The following is a 19,224-nucleotide window of genomic DNA, read 5'->3' as shown; positions in this document are numbered from 1 at the left end:
GAAAATCTGAATCTGCCATATTCACATACAAAATTCTTCTGAAAGTTCCGCAGGAATCACTTGCCCATCGTGATAATTCCCGATACAACTTGCATGCTGAAATAACAATTTAAATCAGGACAATACTATGAGCACTTCGGTTTACAATATTCCGGTAAAGACGATTCAGGGCAATGACGTCACGCTGAACCAGTACGAAGGAAAAGTACTGCTGATCGTAAATGTGGCATCTAAATGTGGACTGACCCCTCAGTATGAAGGGCTTGAAAAACTGTACACAGAGAAAAAAGCTGAAGGTCTGGAAATTCTGGGCTTTCCTGCCAATAACTTCCTGGCACAGGAACCGGGTTCTGATGCAGAAATTCAGGAATTCTGTTCACTGAATTATCAGGTGGATTTTCCGCTTTTTTCAAAAATTTCTGTCGCAGGTGATGACAAGCATCCTCTGTATACAACCCTGACTCAGGCTGTTCCAGTCCGTACCGGTGAAGGACCGTGGTGGAAAGACCTGGTGGATTATGGACTGACTCCAAATGAGCCACCTGAGGTGCTGTGGAACTTTGAAAAATTCCTGATCAATAAACAGGGAGAAGTCGTTGCCCGTTTTGCACCTGATATCAAAGCAGATGATGCCCGCATCGTTGATGCCATCAATGCTGAACTGGCAAAATAAATCCTGACTGATTAAATAATTCTCATGAGGTGATAATAATCACCTCATTTTTTACATATACATTCTATTTTTATTCATTATTTAAATCATAAGACAACATTCCCTCCTTTCTGCATCAAAAATTCAGGCATTTAATGACGCTTATAGAGCAATATCCTGATAAGAGTCCGATCATGAATACATTTACCAAATCGCTGATCCTGTCCATTTCTGCTGCACTGATTTCCGTTTCTGCATCTGCAGCACCTCAGAGTCATCCGTCTGAACAGCATCATCAGGTTCAGCACAGCACACAGAGTAATCAACACAATCAGCACGGTCAGACTCAGAAAAAATCAGTCCATCCTTCCCATGACTGGAAAGCAGGACAGAAAGTCCCAGCCCAGTATCGTGGACAAGGCTATAAAGTTGATCACAGCAAATACAGAAAACTCAGTAAACCTGGTCATCAGCAGCAGTGGATCAAGGTCAATGGAGATTATGTGTTAACCAGTACCTTAACCCATACCATTATCCGTATCATTGCGGGCTAAACCGTTCATGAACGAAAAAGAGTACACTAAGTGCTCTTTTTATTTATGTTTGTTATGACTTTGCAACTTTAACATTTATCTCCACATTTTAATTCTATAGTCAGTACACAGCAGAGCAACGTTATAAAAGCAGAGAAAGATGAAAAAACTGATTCAGGGTGCATTACTTCCATTTGCGATTTTTACAGCAGGGGTTCTTTTAATTGGCTGTGAACAGGCACGTGAAGCACCTGTCCAGGAAAATACAACAGCTGAACAGTCCGTTTCAGAGCAAACCATGGAGACACAAAAACAGCTGCCAAGTGGCAATATGCTCTATATGATTCGTGACACAGCCGACCTGCAAATGAAAGCAGGACAATATATGCAGCAGCTGCAGCAGACTCAGTCTGATCTTCAGACAGCTGTTCAGAATAAAGACCAGCAGTTACTGTCCACCTCAGCCAGCGAGCTGAAACAGCAGTTAACCGGTTTCAATACTGCACTGGAAAGTCTGAATCTGAAAAGCCAGGAAGTGGAATCCATCCGTCAGCAGATGCTGCATGCCAGTCAGCAGTTACTGAGCAGTTCTTTTTTAAATGGTGATCTTGATTTCAGCAAAATCAACTTTGCCCAGATTCAGCAGCAGATTGGAAGCGTACAGTCAGAAATGCTGAAACTTGCGACCATGCTGCTGCCGCAGGAAAAGAATACTGAGCAGGAAAATACAGCTTCAGCAGAGCAGTAAAGCTGTATTTATTTCCCAGTCAGTCGGCTGATACGGTCTGCATAACCTGCATGTGCAGCCTTATCCAGTTTTTCAAGAATTCTGCGGTCACCCAGCAGTCGGCGCCCCTTGTCCTGTACCCAGGCAGGCAGCAGATGATAGGCACTGTGCGCCACCTGTAAATAATCCGGAACCGCCACCAGCAGTCGGGGTTTAACCAGTACGCCGACAACAGCCTGCGCCACCTGCTCAGGCGTTACCGCAGGAATACCCTGATCTGCGCCATCCGTACCTGAAGACAGTTCAGTCAGGACTTTGGATGGCATAATGGCTGAAAAATAAACTCCGCTATCTCTGTAATCGGCTGCAACAGCTTCAGTCATGCCGACCACAGCAAACTTTGTTCCGGTATAAACTGCTGCACCAGGGATCGCAAAGCGTCCTGCCAGCGATGCGATATTGACAATATGACCCTGTCCCTGTGCCAGCAGGACAGGTAATGCCTGCTGCATGCCATACACCACACCACGGAAGTTAATGTCGATCTGGGCATCAGCCAGTGCAGGATCTTCCTCAAGAAATGCACCCATAGGCATAATGCCTGCGTTATTGACCAGTGCATACAGCTCGCCATAGTAAGCAATCGTCTGTTCAATAAATGCTGCAAACGAAGCCCTGTCTCGGACATCCAGTTCAAAGGCAACTGCACCCAGCTTTTCTGCTGCCTGTTTTGCCAATTGGATATCGACATCACCAATACTCACTTTTGCACCCTGAGCAACCAGGGCCGTGGCTATAGCAAACCCGATTCCTCTTGCACCACCTGTGACTGCGACCACCTTACCTTTCAGTTTTTGTTTTCCTGACATTTTATTATCCTTTTAAACTCTTTTATTTTTACAGTTCTGTCATACAGATACTGATTCCTGTTGCTCTGATGCATGATTCAGGCGATATTCCGCCAGATTAAAAGCACTCAACTGCTCTCTCAGCTTAAATGTCGTCCACGGCCAGGCCACACTGTTACGACCATTCCGATCCAGAAAATAACTCTGACAGCCACCTTTATTCCATACAGTCGACTGTAAGGCAGCCTGAATTTTTTCATTATAAACAGCTGTTTTTTCAGGATCAGGCTCGATGGTCTGAATATCCAGCTCAATCGCCTGCCGCAGCGCATCCATAATGTGGGTCAGCTGTGCTTCAATAATGATGAATGCGGATGAACTCACTGCCACATTTGGACCAAACATCAGAAAACCATTGGGACAGTCGGCGACCATAGTGCCTTTGTATCCTTCCGGACTCCCTTGCCAGACCTCTGCCATGGACTGACCAAAACGGTTAAACACCCGTTTGGCTATCGGTGGTTCTGCGATTTCAAATCCTGTTCCCAGAATAATAATATCTGCCTCACACTGACTGCCATCCGAAGCAATCAGGGTATTTCCTTCCACTTTGGCAAGACCGCTGGCAATGACCCTGACATTAGGCTGTGCCAGTGCTGGATACCAGTTATTGGACTGAAGAATCCGCTTACAGCCAATAATAAAGTCAGGCGTCAGTTTCCGTCTCAGCTCAGGATCTTTAATGGTCAGCTGCAGATGCAGTTTTGCCAGACGCTGAAACTGCTTCATTGCTGTCGGACTCTGGATACCACCATTAATGGTTTCAAAAATGCCATATACGCCACCACGCATCAGTTGCTGAGTCAGCGGCAATAACTTAAACAAAGCCTGAACCGGTTTCGGCAGGTTCATATCTGATTTCGGCAAAATCCATTGCGCTGTACGCTGAAAAACCGTCAGCTGACTGACCTGAGGCTGAATCTGAGGAACAAACTGAATCGCAGATGCTCCCGTACCAATCACGGCAACACGCTTACCCGTCAGGTCAATATCATGACGCCAGCGGGATGAATGAAAAATCTCTCCTGCAAAGTTCTCAATACCACTGACCGCAGGCAATACAGGTTCATGCATAGGACCACATGCCATGATGGAAAACTGTGCTCTGAATTCGCCCTGATTGGTCTGTATAATCCAGCAACCGTCCTGATCTGACCAGGTGGCACTCAGCGCTTCATGCCCCAGACGGACAAAAGGCATGATCTGATGTTTTGCAGCAACATCCTGTAAATAGGTTTTAATTTCTGCCTGGGGTGCGAAAACCCTGCTCCATTTCGGATTGGGTTCAAATGAATAGGAATACAGTGCAGACGGTACATCGCAGGCACAGCCAGGATAGGTATTTTCACGCCATACACCTCCGAGCTCATCTCCTTTTTCAAGCAGAATAAAATCCTCTATTCCCTGCTCTTTCATTTTGATCGCTGCGCCCAGTCCTGCAAAGCCGCCACCAATAATGATCACTTTATGGAATTCTGACGTATTCATTTTATTTTTCTGATCATCCATCTCAGTCAATCCGATCACATAATATACAGTTGGAACAGACTGTCAAAAACGGAATGGATTGTCAATGTACATAATTGTCGTTATATTGAGTCAGAAATGTCTATTTTATTTTCTTGATCATGTCAGATTTATCGTCACTCAGTCGTGCAGAACGTCAGAAAATTCAACTGCAGCAGGACATTATTCAGGCTGCTTTCCTTGAGTTCTCTGAACGTGGCTATCATCAGACCGCTATTGCAGATATTGCAACACGGCTGGGCATTGGTCATGGGACGTTTTATCGTCATTTTCAGAACAAAAGAGATATCCTGGAAAAAGTCATCATTGATACTGTGACAAAAATCAACAGTCTGCTGACCGGTGAAAATGCTCCTGCTGCGGTCAGTACGCTGGCAGCTTATCAGGAACAGTGTGAACGTATTGCAGAACGTCTGATTGCATTTGCACAGGAAAATCCACTGGCACTGAAACTGATTCTGCTCGAAGCAACATCCATAGATGCGGAAATGACTCAGTATGTTCAGAGCATGATTCAGATGTCAGCCACCATCACTGCCCATTATCTGCAAAATGGCGTGGAACAGGGCTTTTTACGTCAGGATCTGGATACCGAAGCCACAGCACATGCCATTATTGGCATGATTACCAACGGAGCCTTACGCTTTCTGACAGCTCCTGATGATCTGACTGCGCTTGAGAACTATGCAGTCTCTGTTATTCAGCTGATTGTGCAGGGAATGAAAAACTGAATATCTGCATAGCCCTGATTTCTATAACCTTTAAAAATTCATAAGTTTACAAATTACTGCTGAACTCTGTCCGGTTTCTGGCTTACATTAAAATCAGAAGCTGTCCGTGACTGCGACAGAAAAAAAGCAGATGAGACGTAAAAATATGAACAATAATATAATTTATGAACTGACACCGATTGAATTCAGGCTCGATCTTAAAGATCCGTTCCTTTTTACTGCACATCACATTGATCATTTCCCTGCTGGAAATGCGCAACTGGGGCCTGTCTCCCCTGCTCAGAATCATGAATACAACATGTACTACGGAGAAACTGTCCCAGGTTTCCCCGAACATCCACATACCGGTTTTGAAACCATTACCCTGGTGGAACAGGGCTTTGTTGATCATTTTGATTCACTTGGAAATGGCGGACGTTATGCTGCAGGGGATGTGCAGTGGCTCAGCACAGGAAATGGCGTTGAACACTGTGAAATGTTTCCCCTGATTCATCAGGATAAAAGCAATCCTTTTGAACTCTTTCAGATCTGGTTCAACTCATCGGCAGAACAGAAGAAACAGGATGCCGCCTATAAAATGATGTGGCGTGAACAGATTCCACATGTATTTGAAACGGATCAGGAGTCCAGAAAATCGGATATTCGTGTCATCTCTGGGCACTATAAAGAGACTGAAGCCATCAGCAGACCGCCTCACTCATGGGCTGCGGACAGTCGTAACAAAGTCAATATTTATCTGCTGACCCTGGAACCCTATGCAGAACTGACCATTCCGGCCACCTCACCCACCTCCAGCCGTTTTGCCTATTTTTACCAGGGCAACACGCTTAAGATTGAAGACCAGGCGGTTCAGCATAAATACCTGGCAGAACTGAAACCCGATACAGAAATTCATTTAAAAGCAGGCGGGCTTGAAGCCCGTATATTGTGGCTGGAAGGTGAACCGATTGGTGAACCTGTTGCCATGCGGGGACCTTTTGTACTGAACAGTGCCCAGGAACTGGACGATGCTTTTCGTCGTTACAGAGCAACCCATTTCGGTGAATGGCCATGGGACAGTCCAGCTCCTGTATTTAACCGTGAACAACCCCGCTTTGCCAGTTATGAGGGAGGTCAGCGTAAAGAATTTCCAGAATCTGAACTTTAACTTTTCAGATGATACGGGTAGTGATTGCACAGTGCATCCTTCCCATGCGCCCACCTTAAATCCTGTTTAAATCTTTGCTGAGCAAATCTGAACTTTGCAGGCAGAAACAGCGTAATCCGTGTTTTTTCAGGTGCAAGCGCTTCTACTGTGGTTTTTTGCAGATATGCTCCCCCTTCAGTTCGTGCAAACAATGTTCCCATCTCCAGATGCTGTTCCAGGCGGTTATCTGTAAATACAAAATCTTTTTCTGCTGAAAATGCAATACAGCACTGATAAGCCTGTTTCAGATTCATATATGCCTGCACATAGGGAATGTCCAGTTCGGCACTTAAACCATTGTCCACGGCATCAGCAACAAGACTGGCTTCTGTTGGTGAGTTTGGTGTTGTAACAAACTGAGACTGACAAGCTGAAAATAAAAAGCAGAACACAGCAATATGTAGTTTTTTATTATTCTTCATAGAGTTTTTCCAGAACTTCTGATTATATTAAAGTCAGTTCATCATTTGAATATGCTTCAGACAACATATAAAAGCGATAATAACTTAGAGTAAAGACCATGCTTTATCAGAATATAAAAGATATTTTACAGGAAAAACGGATATTTTTTTCAGGTAACGGAACATCCAGACATCATGATGATGACGTACTTAAATTTTTCCCAGATTTAAAAATGGAACCTTATTCTGCCATTTTAAGAGGCAATATTCTCTGGAGTATTGGCAGTTTTTCATATTCCTTCAGTATTCTGCCTGCCAATACCAAAATGGGACGTTATTGTTCCATTGCCAAAGGTATTTCTGTCCTGGGGGTAAGGCATCCGCTGGAATGGTTAACCACCAGCAGTTCAACTTATGACCCTAAGTTCCATATTTTCAGCAAATTTCTGCAGGATCACAATTCAGATATTACAGCCATGAATGTGCGACGCCGACCCAGTGCAATGAGAGAGCATGGTCTGATCATTGGGCATGATGTATGGATTGGGGCAAATGCGGTTTTAAAAAATGATCTGATTATTGGCAATGGAGCGGTGATTGCTGCCAATGCGGTCGTGACCAAAGATGTCCCTGCTTATGCCGTTGTTGGAGGAAATCCTGCCAAAGTGATCAAATACCGTTTCAGTGAAGAACAGATACAGAAACTGCTGGAATCAGAATGGTGGAATTACGAATTTCCAGACATCCAGCAACTGGATATCGAAAATATTGACGAATTTCTTGAACAGTTTGCTCGGATTAAAGCCAGCCTACAACCTTTCAAACCTGAACCACTCACAGTGAATGATTTCAGATCGGTCGTAAAATAACAGTCCACTGTCATCCTTTTTTCCACAGCATAAAGGCCTGCTGCATTGCCTGTTTGTCCTCAGGTGATGCTGAAAACTGTTCCAGCAGACTGAAATCCCCGCAATAAGATTCTTTTACGATACGGTCTGCAAGTTCCTCAATCGCTATCCGTCCCTTATTTTTATAATGTTCAGCAACATCATCCTTCAGTCTTATATCCCAGCAGGACACCACGGAACTCATATCCACAGCGATACTGAGATAATATTGATCGTGGTTCTGATAAAGCTCCCAGAAATGAGGCTGTTGTTCGATCAGATTCATAACATGTCAAAAATTCATTGATATTTTCAAGATTATGCTGAAAACAGATCCAGGTAAAATAGACTTTAGCTTATTTTATTTACCCATAAAAAAACCACCCTTTCGGGTGGTTCTTCAATCTCCAACTGCGTCTTACTGAGCGCGGTTTTTGATTTTGCGGATGGTTTCCAGCTGAGCAGCAGTTTCTGCAAGAGCAGCCAAAGCAGCAGCAGCGTCCAGATCGCTCTTCTGATTTGCAAGCAAAGTTTCAGCATTTTTACGTGCTTCAATAATTGCCGCTTCATCAAGACTTTCCGCACGTACAGCTGTATCTGCAAGAACAGTTACAACATGCGGCTGAACTTCAAGTACACCACCTGATACATAGATTAACTCTTCTGTACCATTCTCAAGCTGAACGCGGATTGCGCCCGGCTTAAGTAAAGTGACTAACGGAGCGTGACCAGGCATGATACCCAATTCACCGCCAGCACCTTTTGCGATAAGCATTGTTACAGTGCCAGAGTACAAAGACTCTTTAACACTTACAACGTCACATTGCATAGTCGACATGTGAATCTCCTAAATGAGAGTTGCTAATTAAAGCTTCTCGGCTTTAGCGATCACTTCGTCAATACCACCAACCATATAGAACGCCTGTTCTGGAATGTGGTCGTATTCACCAGCTAGAAGACCTTTAAAGCCACGAATCGTTTCTTTAAGCGGTACAAGTTTACCAGGAGCACCAGTAAACACTTCAGCTACGTGGAACGGTTGGGAGAAGAAACGCTGGATCTTACGTGCACGGTATACAGTAAGTTTGTCTTCTTCTGCCAGTTCGTCCATACCAAGAATTGCGATAATGTCTTTCAGTTCTTTATAACGCTGAAGAACGTTTTGAACTGAACGAGCGATTTCGTAATGCTCAGCACCTACTACAAGTGGATCCAACTGACGTGAAGTTGAGTCAAGTGGATCGATCGCTGGATAAATACCAGAAGATGCGATGTCACGGCTCAATACAACAGTCGCGTCCAGGTGAGCGAACGTAGTTGCAGGCGATGGATCTGTTAAGTCATCGGCAGGTACGTATACCGCTTGGATTGACGTAATAGAACCAGACTTAGTCGATGTAATACGTTCCTGAAGAACACCCATCTCTTCTGCAAGTGTAGGCTGGTAACCTACAGCAGATGGCATACGACCTAACAGTGCTGATACTTCAGTACCTGCTAGTGTATAACGGTAGATGTTATCTACGAACAATAGAACGTCACGGCCTTTACCGTTTTCGTCTTTCTCGTCACGGAAATATTCAGCCATAGTCAGACCAGTCAACGCTACGCGTAAACGGTTACCTGGTGGCTCATTCATCTGACCGTAGACCATTGCTACTTTGTCAAGAACGTTGGAATCTTTCATCTCGTGATAGAAGTCGTTACCTTCACGAGTACGCTCACCAACACCAGCAAACACAGATAAACCTGAGTGAGCTTTCGCGATGTTGTTGATCAGTTCCATCATGTTTACGGTTTTACCAACACCCGCACCACCGAATAAACCAACTTTACCACCTTTAGCAAACGGGCAAAGTAAGTCGATGACTTTAATACCAGTTTCTAAAAGGTCAGTAGAAGCAGCCTGTTCAGCATAAGAAGGTGCCTGACGGTGAATCGGTAAACGCGCTTCAGTTGCAACTGGACCAGCTTCGTCGATTGGGCGACCAAGAACGTCCATAATACGACCAAGAGTCGCTGTACCAACTGGTACAGAGATAGGCGCGTTAGTGTTAGTTACGTTCAGACCACGCTTAAGGCCTTCAGTAGAACCCATTGCAATAGTACGAACTACGCCATCACCAAGTTGTTGCTGAACTTCAAGTGTAGTTTCAGTGCCATCAACGTGGAGAGCGTCATAGATCTTAGGAACGCTGTTACGTTCAAACTCGACGTCGATAACCGCGCCGATGATCTGAATGATACGACCGCTACTCATTGCTGTCTCCTCAATTCAAAATAATGTTAAACGGCAGCGGCACCACCAACGATCTCAGAAATTTCCTGAGTAATCGCGGCTTGACGCAGCTTGTTATAAATAAGTTGCAGGCTCTTGATCAAATCACCAGCGTTGTCAGTTGCAGCTTTCATTGCAACCATACGAGCTGACTGCTCACACGCGATGTTTTCGATCACACCTTGATATACCACAGACTCGATATAACGAACCAGTAAGCCATTTAAAAGCTCTTCAGCTTCAGGCTCATAGATATAGTCCCAACCGTACTGACGGTTAAGAGTCTTGTCATCTTCAGCAGCTGCTAAAGGAACAAGCTGTTCAATCTTCTGATCTTGAGTCATGGCATTGACAAAGCCGTTTGACACTAAATAAATACGATCTAACTCGCCTTTATCAAACGCGTCCAACATCACCTGTACAGAACCAGATAACTGTTCAAGACTTGGTGTATCACCGACGTTTGTCGTTGCACCAAGTACTTTACCGCCGTAGTTTTTAAAAAACGAAACCGCTTTTTGACCAATCAAAGCAAACTGAACTTCAATTGACTGCTCTTGTTGCTGTTGTACGTGTTTGACCACTTTTTTGAACAGGTTAATGTTCAAACCACCAGCAAGGCCGCGATCTGAAGAAACAATGATATAGCCAACGCGCTTCACAGGGCGTTCAACCATATAACGGTGTTTATATTCAGGATTCGCCTGGACCAGATGAGCAATTACACGGTGCATATTTTCGGCATACGGACGGCCCTGAGCCATGCGCTCTTGCGCACGACGCATCTTAGAAGCCGCTACCATTTGCATCGCGCGAGTAATTTTCTGCGTGCTCTTGATACTGGCTACTTTGGCGCGAATTTCTTTTAAATTTGCCATACGCTTAACCTAGTATTCGAAAGCCCTTTCGAGCTTTCGAAGGTTGATTCCGTGAACCAAACCTTAACTATGCTTCAACAGGTTGAAACTTAGTAAGTTTGAGTCGCTTTAAAGCTTTCAATACCAGCTTTGAATGCTGCTTCGATATCTTTATCCCAAGCACCAGTCTCGTCAATTTTTTGCATTAACGCAGCTTGTTCTGAACGGAAGTAAGAAACCAGCGCAGCATCAAATGCAACGATTTTCTTCACTTCAACGTCAGCCATGTAGCCTTCGTTTGATGCATAAATTGAAACAGCCTGATCAGCGATTGAATATGGAGCATACTGTTTCTGCTTCATTAATTCAGTTACGCGCTGACCGTGTTCAAGTTGCTTACGGGTTGCTTCATCAAGGTCAGAAGCAAACTGAGCAAATGCTGCAAGTTCACGATATTGAGCCAAAGCGGTACGGATACCACCAGACAATTTTTTGATGACCTTAGTCTGAGCAGAACCACCAACACGTGATACAGAAATACCCGCGTTCACAGCAGGACGGATACCTGCGTTGAATAATGATGTTTCAAGGAAGATCTGACCATCAGTAATCGAAATTACGTTCGTTGGTACGAATGCAGATACGTCACCCGCTTGAGTTTCAATGATTGGTAATGCAGTTAATGAACCAGTCTGGCCTTTAACTTCACCATTCGTGAATTTCTCAACATAGTCAGCAGAAACGCGCGAAGCACGTTCAAGAAGACGGGAGTGAAGATAGAATACGTCACCTGGATACGCTTCACGACCTGGTGGACGACGTAACAGTAATGAAATCTGACGGTAAGCAACTGCTTGCTTAGACAGATCATCATAAATGATCAGAGCGTCTTCACCGCGGTCACGGAAGTATTCACCCATTGTACAGCCAGAATATGGAGCCAGGTACAGCATTGCTGCTGGATCGGCTGCAGCTGCTGCTACAACAGTTGTATACGCCATAGCGCCAGTTTCTTCCAGCTTGCGCACAACGTTAGCGATAGTCGACTGTTTCTGACCAATAGCTACGTATACACATTTAATGCCAGAGTTTTTCTGAGCGATGATCGCATCGATCGCCATTGCTGTTTTACCAGTCTGACGGTCACCAATGATCAGCTCACGCTGACCACGGCCTACAGGGATCATTGTATCTACTGATTTATAACCAGTCTGTACAGGTTGATCCACTGATTGACGCCAGATTACGCCTGGTGCTACTTTTTCAACAGCATCAGTTAATTTAGCATCAATTGGGCCTTTACCATCAATCGGGTTACCCAAAGCATCTACTACACGGCCTAAAAGTTCTGGACCAACCGGAACTTCCAATACACGACCTGTGCAACGAGCTTTCTGGCCTTCCTGAAGGCTTAAGTAGTTACCTAAAACAACGACGCCCACTGAATCCTGTTCTAGGTTCAGTGCCATACCGTATAAGCCGCCGTCGAATTCGATCATTTCACCGTACATTGCATCAGCAAGGCCGTGAATACGCACAATACCGTCGGAAACCATAACAATGGTCCCTTCGTTCTTAGCGGTCGCGCTGGTGTCCAGATCGCCGATACGCTGTTTAATGAGCGCACTGATCTCGGATGGATTCAGTTGTTGCATTGCGCTATACCTCAATCTTTTATAAGTTCAGTCTTCTTCTATGCAGTAATTTTTATTCAAAAATTACGCAAGAAGACGAGTCCGCATTTTTTCCAGCTTGTTAAGCGCAGAATCATCTATCACTTGGTCGCCTGCACGAATAACCACACCAGCAATAAGCGCTGGTTTAACTTCAACAGAAACGTTTACAGCAGCTTCAAATTTTTTCTCTAAAGCATGTGTAAGCAGTTGTTCCTGTACAGAAGTCAATGGGAATGCCGATTCAATCACGACATCCACAGTATTGTTATTCTGTGATTTGAGCTGTTCGTATTCAGCAGAAATTTCAGGAAGAAGCGCCAAACGGTTGTTTTCAGCAAGCAATGTCAAAAAGTTTGACACAGCTGCAGTTTGGTCTTCGCCTAATACTTTTGCAAAAAGACTTACCTGCTCAGCAGGAGTAAGCTCAGGGCGATTTAAGAAAGCTGAAAATGCATCGTCTTGCACCGCAGCACTGAGCAGTTCAAGTGCTTTTGACCATGAGTCAGTTGCACTTTGCTCAGAAGCGTAAGCAAATGCTGCTTTAGCGTATGGGCGTGCCAACGTCAAGAGTTCAGCCATAATCCGCCCCTCTTAAAGTTTAGCAGCCAGCTGAGTCAGCATGGCATTGTGAGCTTCTGCATCAACTTGCTGGCTGAGAATTTTCTCAGCACCAGTCACTGCAAGAGCAGCAACCTGTTGACGTAATTCTTCACGGGCAGCATTGATTTCAGTATCAACAGCTTCTTTAGCCTGTTGACGGATACGCTCACCTTCAGCAGATGCCTGAGTACGCGCTTCTTCTACCAGTTGTGCACCGCGGCGGTTCGCTTGTTCAATCAATTGAGCCGCTTGCGCTTTAGCTGCATCCAGTTCAGCTTTAACCTGAGCTTGCGCATCGGCAAGGTCAGCTTTCGCTTTCTCGGCTGCATTTAAGCCATCAGCGATTTTACGCTGACGCTCACTAATCGCATTGATTAGTGGTGGCCATACAAACTTCATACAGAATGCGACGAAAATCGCAAATGCAATCGCTTGGCCAATCAATGTGAGGTTGATATTCATTGCTATTCCTCAATAGTTTAATTTAGGAATTAAGCTGATTAACCTACAAATGGATTAGCGAAGATGAAGAACAAGCCAATACCAACACCGATCATAGGCACAGCATCAAGAAGACCCGCGATTAAGAACATACGAGTTTGAAGTTGTGGAGCCAATTCTGGTTGACGAGCAACAGCTTCAAGGAAGCGACCGCCTAAAAGACCAAAACCAATCGCAGTACCTAAAGCACCAAAAGCGATCAAAATAGCAGCTGCAATCGCAACAAGACCAAGACCTAGTTCCATGATAATTCCTCAGAGGTTAGGTTTTATACCAAATTAAATTAAAAAAATTATACCCAACCATCCGTTGACAGTCAGGCAATACCATTAATGCTTTTCGCTTGCCATGCTTAGATAAACGATGGTCAGCATCATAAAAATAAATGCTTGCAGGGTGATAATCAAAATATGGAAAATCGCCCATGGCACAGACAATGCCCACTGGATCCAGAACGGTAATAATGCAATAAGAATGAAGATTAATTCACCCGCATACATGTTACCAAATAATCGTAGAGCCAAAGAGATTGGACGTGCAAGGAAAGTTACCAATTCCAAAAGTAAGTTAAATGGAATTAAAAGCGCTTTAGCAATTGGATTACTTGGGTTAAATGGGTTCAGTGCCAGTTCACCTACAAAACCACTCACACCTTTTTCACGGATACTGTAGAAAATGATAAGAGCAAATACAGATAAAGACATACCAAGGGTAACGTTAGGATCTGTAGTAGGTACAATTTTGAAATACACACTGTGCGGATCCATACCGAACACGTTGCTACCGATAACAGTTGCAAGATGTGGAATGAAGTCCACTGGCACTAAATCCATTAAGTTCATGAGGAAAATCCACACGAAAATAGTGAGTGCCAACGGTGCAATCAAACGAGACTTCCCGTGGAAAGTATCACGAACACTTGAGTCCACAAACTCGATAATCATTTCGATTGCAGACTGGAACTTGGTTGGAACACCAGAGTTTGCAGCTTTCGCCACACACCAGAACAGCAAACAGAAAATCAGACCCAGTCCGATAGACCAACCCATTGAATCCAAGTGAATAGCAGTGAACCCCATCTGTTGAGCTTCAGCACCACTTTCAGCCAATTTCCATGTACCGTCTGGCATTTTGCCATAGGTCATATTGGTCAAGTGATGCTTGATATACTCGGTCGAAGTAAGGGCATGTTCTTCAGCAGCCATAAATCACACCTGGTCAATGTAAAAACTAATAGAATCAGACGAATATCGCGTGCTGCCTGATATCTCGCCTGCTCCTGAAAACCTTTTCAATTTTTGCTGTGTTTATACTCATTTTTGTAAACGGGTTGCCCAGAAAGGCGCAATCCACGTCATTGCTTGTACAAGTATAAAACCACAAAACAATGCCACCGGGGATAACGGTTTCACATTGCTTAAAATTAAAATGAATCCAACAATCACGATCGTAAACTTACCCATCATGCCTCGATACATGTTCGAAAGAACCTGTTTAGATGCTCGCGCGCCTGCTGCTCGAAATGACTGCCAGGAAAAATAACAACTGGCAAGCCAACATATACATGCACCGAGTGCTGCACTGAGAGCCGCAGTCGAGTCTTTCAGGACCCATCCTATCAAGGCTGAAACAGGAATCATTAAGGCTTGCAGGAAGACCAAAGCTTTTGCTAATCGTCGGTCAATCAAGCGACTGGCTCGGCTCATTTATTATCTACTCACAGCATTAATGCTTGACAAGTTTAGCTGGTGATCGTTTTTAATCGCGAGCATTATAGAGTTACCCCCCTGAACATGCAATCTTTTCCCGACCTTAGTCGCGTTTTTTTCGATGTACAGGCTGGTTTTGATATAATCAGTTTCTGTTCATTTTTTGCATTATTTTCGTGCATTCAGTACACACCCCTGCACATGGTCTGCCAGGGTTTTCCATGCTGAAATGAATTCAGTTGATCCGCTCATATTTTCATCCACCACCTGAAAAACCACCGGTGCCAGCTTACCATACTGATTTTTACCAGCATGCCCTTCGGCAAGCAGACACATACGTGGCATCGGGCGGCTGTCATTCAGATACTTGATCTGAGCAATTGAAGGTGCAACATGTGGATCTTCAGTCAGCGCACCTGCAAATTTCAGATTCAGCACACGTTCCAGATACTGATACGCATCATGATATGACCAGTAAGGCTTCGCTGTTGCAGTTGTGCTGTGTTTTTGTGCTGCCTGAAGCAGGTTGCCTGAAAATGCCCTTGCATTAGACCAGTATTTTTCTTTATTTTCAGGCATTTGCTGTGATCTAAGTGCTGCAATAAAGAACGCAATCCGGACAGCATTGTTGGGATCAAGCCATACATGGGTATCCACTGTGTTTTTCAGTGCAGTACCACGCGCACTGCGCTGAGGTAAAGCAGTCATAATGCCCGAATCAAGCAAGGCAACGGCTTTCTGGTTATCACCCAGCACCTTTTCAAGTGGCGCTTCATGCGCTTTTCCCAGCCAGATCACCAGTGAAGCATCCATGATGGCTTTACGGTGCGCAGGTGTCAGTGTGACATCATGTCCCGTCTGATCTTTCAGTAACAGTACCGGCTCTTCCACACCTTTTGTCACTTCCTGTGCAATCAGAAATACAGGATGAGTGGATACCACCAGACTTTGTGCCGATGCAGCCATGCTGAAAAGGATAAGCATACTCAATGCTAAAAAACGAGACATGAAAATAGATCACTGATTAAACAATAGGTGTTATAATATAACAAATCGCTAAAAATACCTATGCCTGATCGAAACTCTGATGGCTTCGTGTTAAAGTTATGGGCTGCATAAAATTCAAATATTCTGTTTTAGAGGTCGTTTATGAGTTCCTGTTCGCACGAACATCACAATGCACTGCATGGCGTACATGACCATCATAATACTGAAAGTCGCCTGACTGAAGCAGAAGCCCTGTGTGCCAGTACCGGTGCCCGCCTTACACCTTTGCGTAAGGAAGTGCTGGAACTTATCCTGAATGCATCAGGTCCTATGGGCGCATATGACCTGCTGGCGAAAATAAAAAGTGAATCTGATCGTCCAGCTGCGCCACCTACAGTCTATCGAACACTGGACTTTTTACTTGAAAAGGGTCTGATTCATCGACTGACTTCCATCAATGCCTATATTCCCTGCTGCCATCCCCGTGAAGGACATCAGGCTGCATTCCTGATCTGTACAGAATGCCGTAGGGTCAAGGAGGCATCTGCACAGGGACTTTTACAACAGATTGATGAAATTGCAACATCAGATCAGTTCAGTGCCCATCACAGTATTATTGAAATTTCAGGAATCTGTCAGCAGTGTCGCAGCAAGCAATAAGCCCCTCCCCTCTGATCAGTCTATCTCAAATCAGTGTCAGAATTGATGAGCGGGACATTCTGAAAAATGTCGATTTTTCACTGTATCCAAAAGAAATTGTGACGCTGATCGGTCCCAATGGTGCAGGCAAATCCACACTGATCAAAGTGCTGCTTGGCATTGTCAAACCTGTTTCAGGTCAGATTCAAAGCACACAGAAACTGAAATATTCCTATGTTCCGCAGAAGTTCAATCCCTCTCACAGCCTGCCACTCAGAGTCTCTGATCTGCTTGAACTTGAACCTTGTGATGCAACCATAAAAGAAGAAATTATCCGGGATACCGGTATTTCCAGATTAATGCAGTCCAAAGTTCAGCAGTTGTCCGGTGGGGAACGTCAGCGTGTCCTGCTGGCACGTGCACTTTTACGACATCCGGACATTCTGGTACTGGATGAACCTATGCAGGGACTGGATATTCAGTCTGAAGCTGAACTGTATGATTATGTGCGCAGTCTGCCTGAAAAATATGGCTGTGCCATTCTGATGGTGTCTCACGATCTGCAATGGGTTATGCAGGGGACTCACCGTGTGGTCTGTCTGAACAAACATATCTGTTGCAGCGGCTCACCTGAAAATATTCAGCAGCATCCAGAGTATCAGGCAATATTTGGCACAAACCGGGTGTTTTATCAGCATCATCATGATCACTGTGCGCATGGTGACAGCGCAACCCCCTGCCAGCATGATACCCGTCCACATATTCACCCAGAACCGGAAGCCTGAGCCATGATGGAATGGTTACAACTGTTACTGCCTGCATGGATTATGGGAACGCTGCTGGTTTTCCTGACCGCCCCTTTAGGTTGCCTGATGCTGTGGCGACGCATGTCTTTTTTTGCCGACACCATGGCACATGGGACACTATTGGGCGTTGCAATTGCAGGCGCACTCAGTCTGCCCCTCTGGACCGGTGTAACGCTGCTGGCACTGCTGCTGGTGGGTGTACTGTGGGTTCTTCATGACCCCCGACTGCCAAATGATGCCTTACTGGCTCTGTGCTCTGCCACCCTGCTCTGCTCAGGGCTGCTCTTTATTCAGCATATTCCGAGTCTGCGTCCAGAACTGCTCAGCTACCTGTTTGGAGATCTGCTGACTATTTCCTGGTCGGATTTACCGATGTTTGCCGGAGTGATCACCGTTGCACTGCTGATCCTTTACAGACACTGGAAAGCACAGATTCAGATTGCTATTGATCCTGATATTGCCATCAGCGAAGGTATCAATACCAAGTTGCAAAGACTGATTTTCATGCTTTTACTGGCGATGTTTACCGTACTTGCCTTACGGGCAGTCGGCTCACTGCTTATGGGAGCTTTACTGGTGATTCCTGCGCTGACGGCAAGACTGCTGGCGCACTCACCAAGACAAATGGTGATCTGGGCATTCATCATTGCACAACTGGGGGTTACCGCTGGTTTATGGTCCAGTGCCGGACTGAACACTTCTACAGGTTTAACCATTGTCCTGACCATGGCAGTTCTGTTCGCTGCTATTTTCACTGTGCAGAAATTTAAAAAGCTGTCCTGAAACTGTTCAGACAGCTTGATCCAGGAAGCGACCAGCTCAGGGAATAAAAATGGACATTCCCATCCGACCGATCAGAAAAACCAGCAGGATCAGGAAAAATATCCGGATAAAACCACTACCATAGCGTAGTGCCAGTGCCGCACCAGTCAACCCGCCGAGCATATTACAGACCGCCAGAATCAGCCCTGCCTGCAATATAATATGACCCGCTGGAACAAAATATAACAGAGCAGCGCACATCGTGCCTAAATTCACCAGTTTTGCGGATGCCGATGCATTCAGAAAATCAAATGCAAATACCTTAATGAACAGGAAAATAAGAAAACTGCCCGTTCCAGGACCAAAGATTCCATCATAGAACCCAATCAGTCCACCCAACAGTACGCCCAGCGCAATTTCTTTTTTACCACACTGCAAAACAGTATGAACCCTGCCAAAATCTTTCTTTTTAAAGGTATAAATCGCGATAAAAATCAACAAAAAGAAAATAATGTAGCGCATCTGATCTTTAGGAATGTAATCCACCAGCATCGCACCACAAAAAGCACAGATAAAGGCTGAAATCATCGTGGGAAGCATCAGCACCCAGACAATTTTTATTTTTCTGACATAGCCAAATACGGAAGAAAACGTGCCCGCAAAAGCAACCATCTTATTGGTTCCAAAGACAGTGGCCAGGCTTGCATTGGGAAAGGCATGCAATAAAGCAGGCAACTGAATCAGTCCCCCTCCTCCGACGGCTGCATCAATCAGACCACCGCAGAATGCAAAAAAACCTAAGCTGAACAGAAGCGTATCCCATTCCATGATCTACACTCATTCTATTTTTACCCCCA

General features: G+C 44.9%; 24 protein-coding genes. 9 read left to right on the top strand and 15 right to left on the bottom strand.

Translation table 11 applies throughout. The features are described 5' to 3' along the window. Window positions 1-127 precede the first annotated feature (127 nt). From CDG60_RS01640 to CDG60_RS01630, 3 genes are all read left to right on the top strand, one after another. Window positions 128-673: a glutathione peroxidase gene (locus tag CDG60_RS01640; RefSeq protein ID WP_087514181.1), complete on the top strand. Its 546-nt coding sequence runs from the start codon at window positions 128-130 to the stop codon at window positions 671-673. A gap of 173 nt (window positions 674-846) precedes the next feature. After that, window positions 847-1,206, top strand: coding sequence for an RcnB family protein (locus CDG60_RS01635; RefSeq protein WP_087514182.1), 360 nt, complete (start codon window positions 847-849; stop codon window positions 1,204-1,206). Between the two features lie 139 nt (window positions 1,207-1,345). Continuing rightward, window positions 1,346-1,933 (top strand): PM1805 family lipoprotein, encoded by a 588-nt coding sequence (locus CDG60_RS01630; protein WP_087514183.1) that lies wholly within the window; start codon window positions 1,346-1,348, stop codon window positions 1,931-1,933. An 8-nt stretch (window positions 1,934-1,941) separates the two neighbouring features. Here CDG60_RS01630 and CDG60_RS01625 read toward each other — a convergent pair whose 3' ends face one another. Both CDG60_RS01625 and CDG60_RS01620 read right to left on the bottom strand, forming a co-directional pair. Continuing rightward, complete coding sequence (locus CDG60_RS01625; RefSeq protein ID WP_087514184.1) at window positions 1,942-2,781, bottom strand: SDR family oxidoreductase; 840 nt, start codon at window positions 2,779-2,781, stop codon at window positions 1,942-1,944. 39 nt (window positions 2,782-2,820) lie between these two features. Continuing rightward, a complete protein-coding gene (locus CDG60_RS01620) occupies window positions 2,821-4,308 on the bottom strand; it encodes a flavin-containing monooxygenase (protein ID WP_087514203.1) in 1,488 nt (495 codons plus the stop codon). Between the two features lie 140 nt (window positions 4,309-4,448). Here CDG60_RS01620 and CDG60_RS01615 point away from each other — a divergent pair, with 140 nt between their 5' ends. Then, window positions 4,449-5,078 carry a TetR/AcrR family transcriptional regulator gene (locus tag CDG60_RS01615; RefSeq protein WP_087514185.1) on the top strand — a complete coding sequence of 210 codons (630 nt, stop codon included), beginning with the start codon at window positions 4,449-4,451 and terminating at the stop codon, window positions 5,076-5,078. Window positions 5,079-5,223: 145 nt separating this feature from the next. Beyond that, window positions 5,224-6,225, top strand: a complete 1,002-nt coding sequence (locus tag CDG60_RS01610; protein WP_087514204.1) for a pirin family protein — start codon at window positions 5,224-5,226, stop codon at window positions 6,223-6,225. Here the strand turns inward: CDG60_RS01610 and CDG60_RS01605 are convergent. After that, window positions 6,222-6,686 carry a hypothetical protein gene (locus tag CDG60_RS01605; RefSeq protein ID WP_087514186.1) on the bottom strand — a complete coding sequence of 155 codons (465 nt, stop codon included), beginning with the start codon at window positions 6,684-6,686 and terminating at the stop codon, window positions 6,222-6,224. The two genes, CDG60_RS01610 and CDG60_RS01605, sit on opposite strands and share 4 nt — an antisense overlap. A 98-nt stretch (window positions 6,687-6,784) precedes the next feature. On the opposite strand from CDG60_RS01605, the gene CDG60_RS01600 reads away from it, so the two are divergent. After that, window positions 6,785-7,534, top strand: coding sequence for a CatB-related O-acetyltransferase (locus CDG60_RS01600; RefSeq protein ID WP_087514187.1), 750 nt, complete (start codon window positions 6,785-6,787; stop codon window positions 7,532-7,534). Window positions 7,535-7,544: 10 nt separating this feature from the next. Here the strand turns inward: CDG60_RS01600 and CDG60_RS01595 are convergent, their stop codons facing one another. The 11 genes from CDG60_RS01595 to CDG60_RS01545 all read right to left on the bottom strand — a co-directional run bounded on the left by CDG60_RS01595 (window position 7,545) and on the right by CDG60_RS01545 (window position 16,181). Further along, window positions 7,545-7,838, bottom strand: coding sequence for a hypothetical protein (locus tag CDG60_RS01595; RefSeq protein WP_087514188.1), 294 nt, complete (start codon window positions 7,836-7,838; stop codon window positions 7,545-7,547). A 132-nt stretch (window positions 7,839-7,970) separates the two neighbouring features. Continuing rightward, complete coding sequence (locus CDG60_RS01590) at window positions 7,971-8,390, bottom strand: F0F1 ATP synthase subunit epsilon (protein WP_087514189.1); 420 nt, start codon at window positions 8,388-8,390, stop codon at window positions 7,971-7,973. A gap of 27 nt (window positions 8,391-8,417) precedes the next feature. After that, window positions 8,418-9,812 (bottom strand): F0F1 ATP synthase subunit beta, encoded by a 1,395-nt coding sequence (atpD, locus tag CDG60_RS01585; protein ID WP_004684425.1) that lies wholly within the window; start codon window positions 9,810-9,812, stop codon window positions 8,418-8,420. Window positions 9,813-9,838: 26 nt separating this feature from the next. Then, entirely contained in the window at window positions 9,839-10,708 is an 870-nt protein-coding gene (gene atpG / locus CDG60_RS01580; RefSeq protein ID WP_087514190.1) for a F0F1 ATP synthase subunit gamma, read from the bottom strand. Between the two features lie 89 nt (window positions 10,709-10,797). Next, complete coding sequence (atpA, locus tag CDG60_RS01575) at window positions 10,798-12,342, bottom strand: F0F1 ATP synthase subunit alpha (RefSeq protein WP_087514191.1); 1,545 nt, start codon at window positions 12,340-12,342, stop codon at window positions 10,798-10,800. A 63-nt stretch (window positions 12,343-12,405) separates the two neighbouring features. Next, window positions 12,406-12,942 carry a F0F1 ATP synthase subunit delta gene (locus CDG60_RS01570; RefSeq protein WP_087514192.1) on the bottom strand — a complete coding sequence of 179 codons (537 nt, stop codon included), beginning with the start codon at window positions 12,940-12,942 and terminating at the stop codon, window positions 12,406-12,408. Between the two features lie 12 nt (window positions 12,943-12,954). Then, window positions 12,955-13,425 carry a F0F1 ATP synthase subunit B gene (locus CDG60_RS01565; RefSeq protein ID WP_086178663.1) on the bottom strand — a complete coding sequence of 157 codons (471 nt, stop codon included), beginning with the start codon at window positions 13,423-13,425 and terminating at the stop codon, window positions 12,955-12,957. A gap of 38 nt (window positions 13,426-13,463) precedes the next feature. Beyond that, entirely contained in the window at window positions 13,464-13,709 is a 246-nt protein-coding gene (gene atpE / locus CDG60_RS01560; protein WP_016654735.1) for a F0F1 ATP synthase subunit C, read from the bottom strand. Window positions 13,710-13,793: 84 nt separating this feature from the next. Continuing rightward, window positions 13,794-14,669, bottom strand: a complete 876-nt coding sequence (atpB, locus tag CDG60_RS01555; protein WP_087514193.1) for a F0F1 ATP synthase subunit A — start codon at window positions 14,667-14,669, stop codon at window positions 13,794-13,796. A 108-nt stretch (window positions 14,670-14,777) separates the two neighbouring features. Further along, a complete protein-coding gene (locus tag CDG60_RS01550) occupies window positions 14,778-15,170 on the bottom strand; it encodes an ATP synthase subunit I (RefSeq protein ID WP_087514194.1) in 393 nt (130 codons plus the stop codon). Between the two features lie 171 nt (window positions 15,171-15,341). Beyond that, window positions 15,342-16,181 carry a metal ABC transporter solute-binding protein, Zn/Mn family gene (locus CDG60_RS01545; protein WP_087514195.1) on the bottom strand — a complete coding sequence of 280 codons (840 nt, stop codon included), beginning with the start codon at window positions 16,179-16,181 and terminating at the stop codon, window positions 15,342-15,344. Between the two features lie 141 nt (window positions 16,182-16,322). Here CDG60_RS01545 and CDG60_RS01540 point away from each other — a divergent pair, with 141 nt between their 5' ends. Genes CDG60_RS01540 through znuB form a run of 3 tightly spaced genes read left to right on the top strand, consistent with a single transcriptional unit; the run spans window position 16,323 to window position 18,388 of the window. Next, window positions 16,323-16,820, top strand: a complete 498-nt coding sequence (locus CDG60_RS01540) for a transcriptional repressor (RefSeq protein WP_087514196.1) — start codon at window positions 16,323-16,325, stop codon at window positions 16,818-16,820. After that, window positions 16,802-17,584, top strand: a complete 783-nt coding sequence (gene znuC, locus CDG60_RS01535; protein WP_087514197.1) for a zinc ABC transporter ATP-binding protein ZnuC — start codon at window positions 16,802-16,804, stop codon at window positions 17,582-17,584. The genes CDG60_RS01540 and znuC overlap by 19 nt, the downstream gene beginning before the upstream one ends. 3 nt (window positions 17,585-17,587) lie before the next feature. Beyond that, the gene (gene znuB, locus CDG60_RS01530) at window positions 17,588-18,388 is read left to right on the top strand and encodes a zinc ABC transporter permease subunit ZnuB (RefSeq protein ID WP_087514198.1); all 801 of its coding nucleotides are present in this window, start codon (window positions 17,588-17,590) and stop codon (window positions 18,386-18,388) included. Window positions 18,389-18,424: 36 nt separating this feature from the next. Here the strand turns inward: znuB and CDG60_RS01525 are convergent, their stop codons facing one another. Beyond that, window positions 18,425-19,195, bottom strand: coding sequence for a sulfite exporter TauE/SafE family protein (locus tag CDG60_RS01525; RefSeq protein WP_087514199.1), 771 nt, complete (start codon window positions 19,193-19,195; stop codon window positions 18,425-18,427). Window positions 19,196-19,224: the final 29 nt, after the last annotated feature.

The organism is Acinetobacter chinensis (assembly GCF_002165375.2).
GTDB lineage: Bacteria > Pseudomonadota > Gammaproteobacteria > Pseudomonadales > Moraxellaceae > Acinetobacter > Acinetobacter chinensis.
Note: the sequence above shows the minus strand (reverse complement) of the source record. Positions and strands in the feature narration are given on the sequence as shown.

Excerpts from the sequence above, each read along its gene's own strand:
- znuB (WP_087514198.1), top strand. The coding sequence starts at position 17,588 with ATGATGGAATGGTTACAACTGTTACTGCCTGCATGGATTATGGGAACG.
- CDG60_RS01525 (WP_087514199.1), bottom strand. The coding sequence starts at position 19,195 with ATGGAATGGGATACGCTTCTGTTCAGCTTAGGTTTTTTTGCATTCTGC.
- CDG60_RS01540 (WP_087514196.1), top strand. The coding sequence starts at position 16,323 with ATGAGTTCCTGTTCGCACGAACATCACAATGCACTGCATGGCGTACAT.
- CDG60_RS01625 (WP_087514184.1), bottom strand. The coding sequence starts at position 2,781 with ATGTCAGGAAAACAAAAACTGAAAGGTAAGGTGGTCGCAGTCACAGGT.
- CDG60_RS01590 (WP_087514189.1), bottom strand. The coding sequence starts at position 8,390 with ATGTCGACTATGCAATGTGACGTTGTAAGTGTTAAAGAGTCTTTGTAC.
- CDG60_RS01615 (WP_087514185.1), top strand. The coding sequence starts at position 4,449 with ATGTCAGATTTATCGTCACTCAGTCGTGCAGAACGTCAGAAAATTCAA.
- CDG60_RS01545 (WP_087514195.1), bottom strand. The coding sequence starts at position 16,181 with ATGTCTCGTTTTTTAGCATTGAGTATGCTTATCCTTTTCAGCATGGCT.
- atpE (WP_016654735.1), bottom strand. The coding sequence starts at position 13,709 with ATGGAACTAGGTCTTGGTCTTGTTGCGATTGCAGCTGCTATTTTGATC.
- CDG60_RS01565 (WP_086178663.1), bottom strand. The coding sequence starts at position 13,425 with ATGAATATCAACCTCACATTGATTGGCCAAGCGATTGCATTTGCGATT.
- CDG60_RS01610 (WP_087514204.1), top strand. The coding sequence starts at position 5,224 with ATGAACAATAATATAATTTATGAACTGACACCGATTGAATTCAGGCTC.
- CDG60_RS01570 (WP_087514192.1), bottom strand. The coding sequence starts at position 12,942 with ATGGCTGAACTCTTGACGTTGGCACGCCCATACGCTAAAGCAGCATTT.
- CDG60_RS01630 (WP_087514183.1), top strand. The coding sequence starts at position 1,346 with ATGAAAAAACTGATTCAGGGTGCATTACTTCCATTTGCGATTTTTACA.
- atpG (WP_087514190.1), bottom strand. The coding sequence starts at position 10,708 with ATGGCAAATTTAAAAGAAATTCGCGCCAAAGTAGCCAGTATCAAGAGC.
- CDG60_RS01595 (WP_087514188.1), bottom strand. The coding sequence starts at position 7,838 with ATGAATCTGATCGAACAACAGCCTCATTTCTGGGAGCTTTATCAGAAC.
- CDG60_RS01635 (WP_087514182.1), top strand. The coding sequence starts at position 847 with ATGAATACATTTACCAAATCGCTGATCCTGTCCATTTCTGCTGCACTG.
- CDG60_RS01550 (WP_087514194.1), bottom strand. The coding sequence starts at position 15,170 with ATGAGCCGAGCCAGTCGCTTGATTGACCGACGATTAGCAAAAGCTTTG.
- CDG60_RS01600 (WP_087514187.1), top strand. The coding sequence starts at position 6,785 with ATGCTTTATCAGAATATAAAAGATATTTTACAGGAAAAACGGATATTT.
- CDG60_RS01605 (WP_087514186.1), bottom strand. The coding sequence starts at position 6,686 with ATGAAGAATAATAAAAAACTACATATTGCTGTGTTCTGCTTTTTATTT.
- atpD (WP_004684425.1), bottom strand. The coding sequence starts at position 9,812 with ATGAGTAGCGGTCGTATCATTCAGATCATCGGCGCGGTTATCGACGTC.
- CDG60_RS01640 (WP_087514181.1), top strand. The coding sequence starts at position 128 with ATGAGCACTTCGGTTTACAATATTCCGGTAAAGACGATTCAGGGCAAT.
- atpB (WP_087514193.1), bottom strand. The coding sequence starts at position 14,669 with ATGGCTGCTGAAGAACATGCCCTTACTTCGACCGAGTATATCAAGCAT.
- atpA (WP_087514191.1), bottom strand. The coding sequence starts at position 12,342 with ATGCAACAACTGAATCCATCCGAGATCAGTGCGCTCATTAAACAGCGT.
- CDG60_RS01620 (WP_087514203.1), bottom strand. The coding sequence starts at position 4,308 with ATGAATACGTCAGAATTCCATAAAGTGATCATTATTGGTGGCGGCTTT.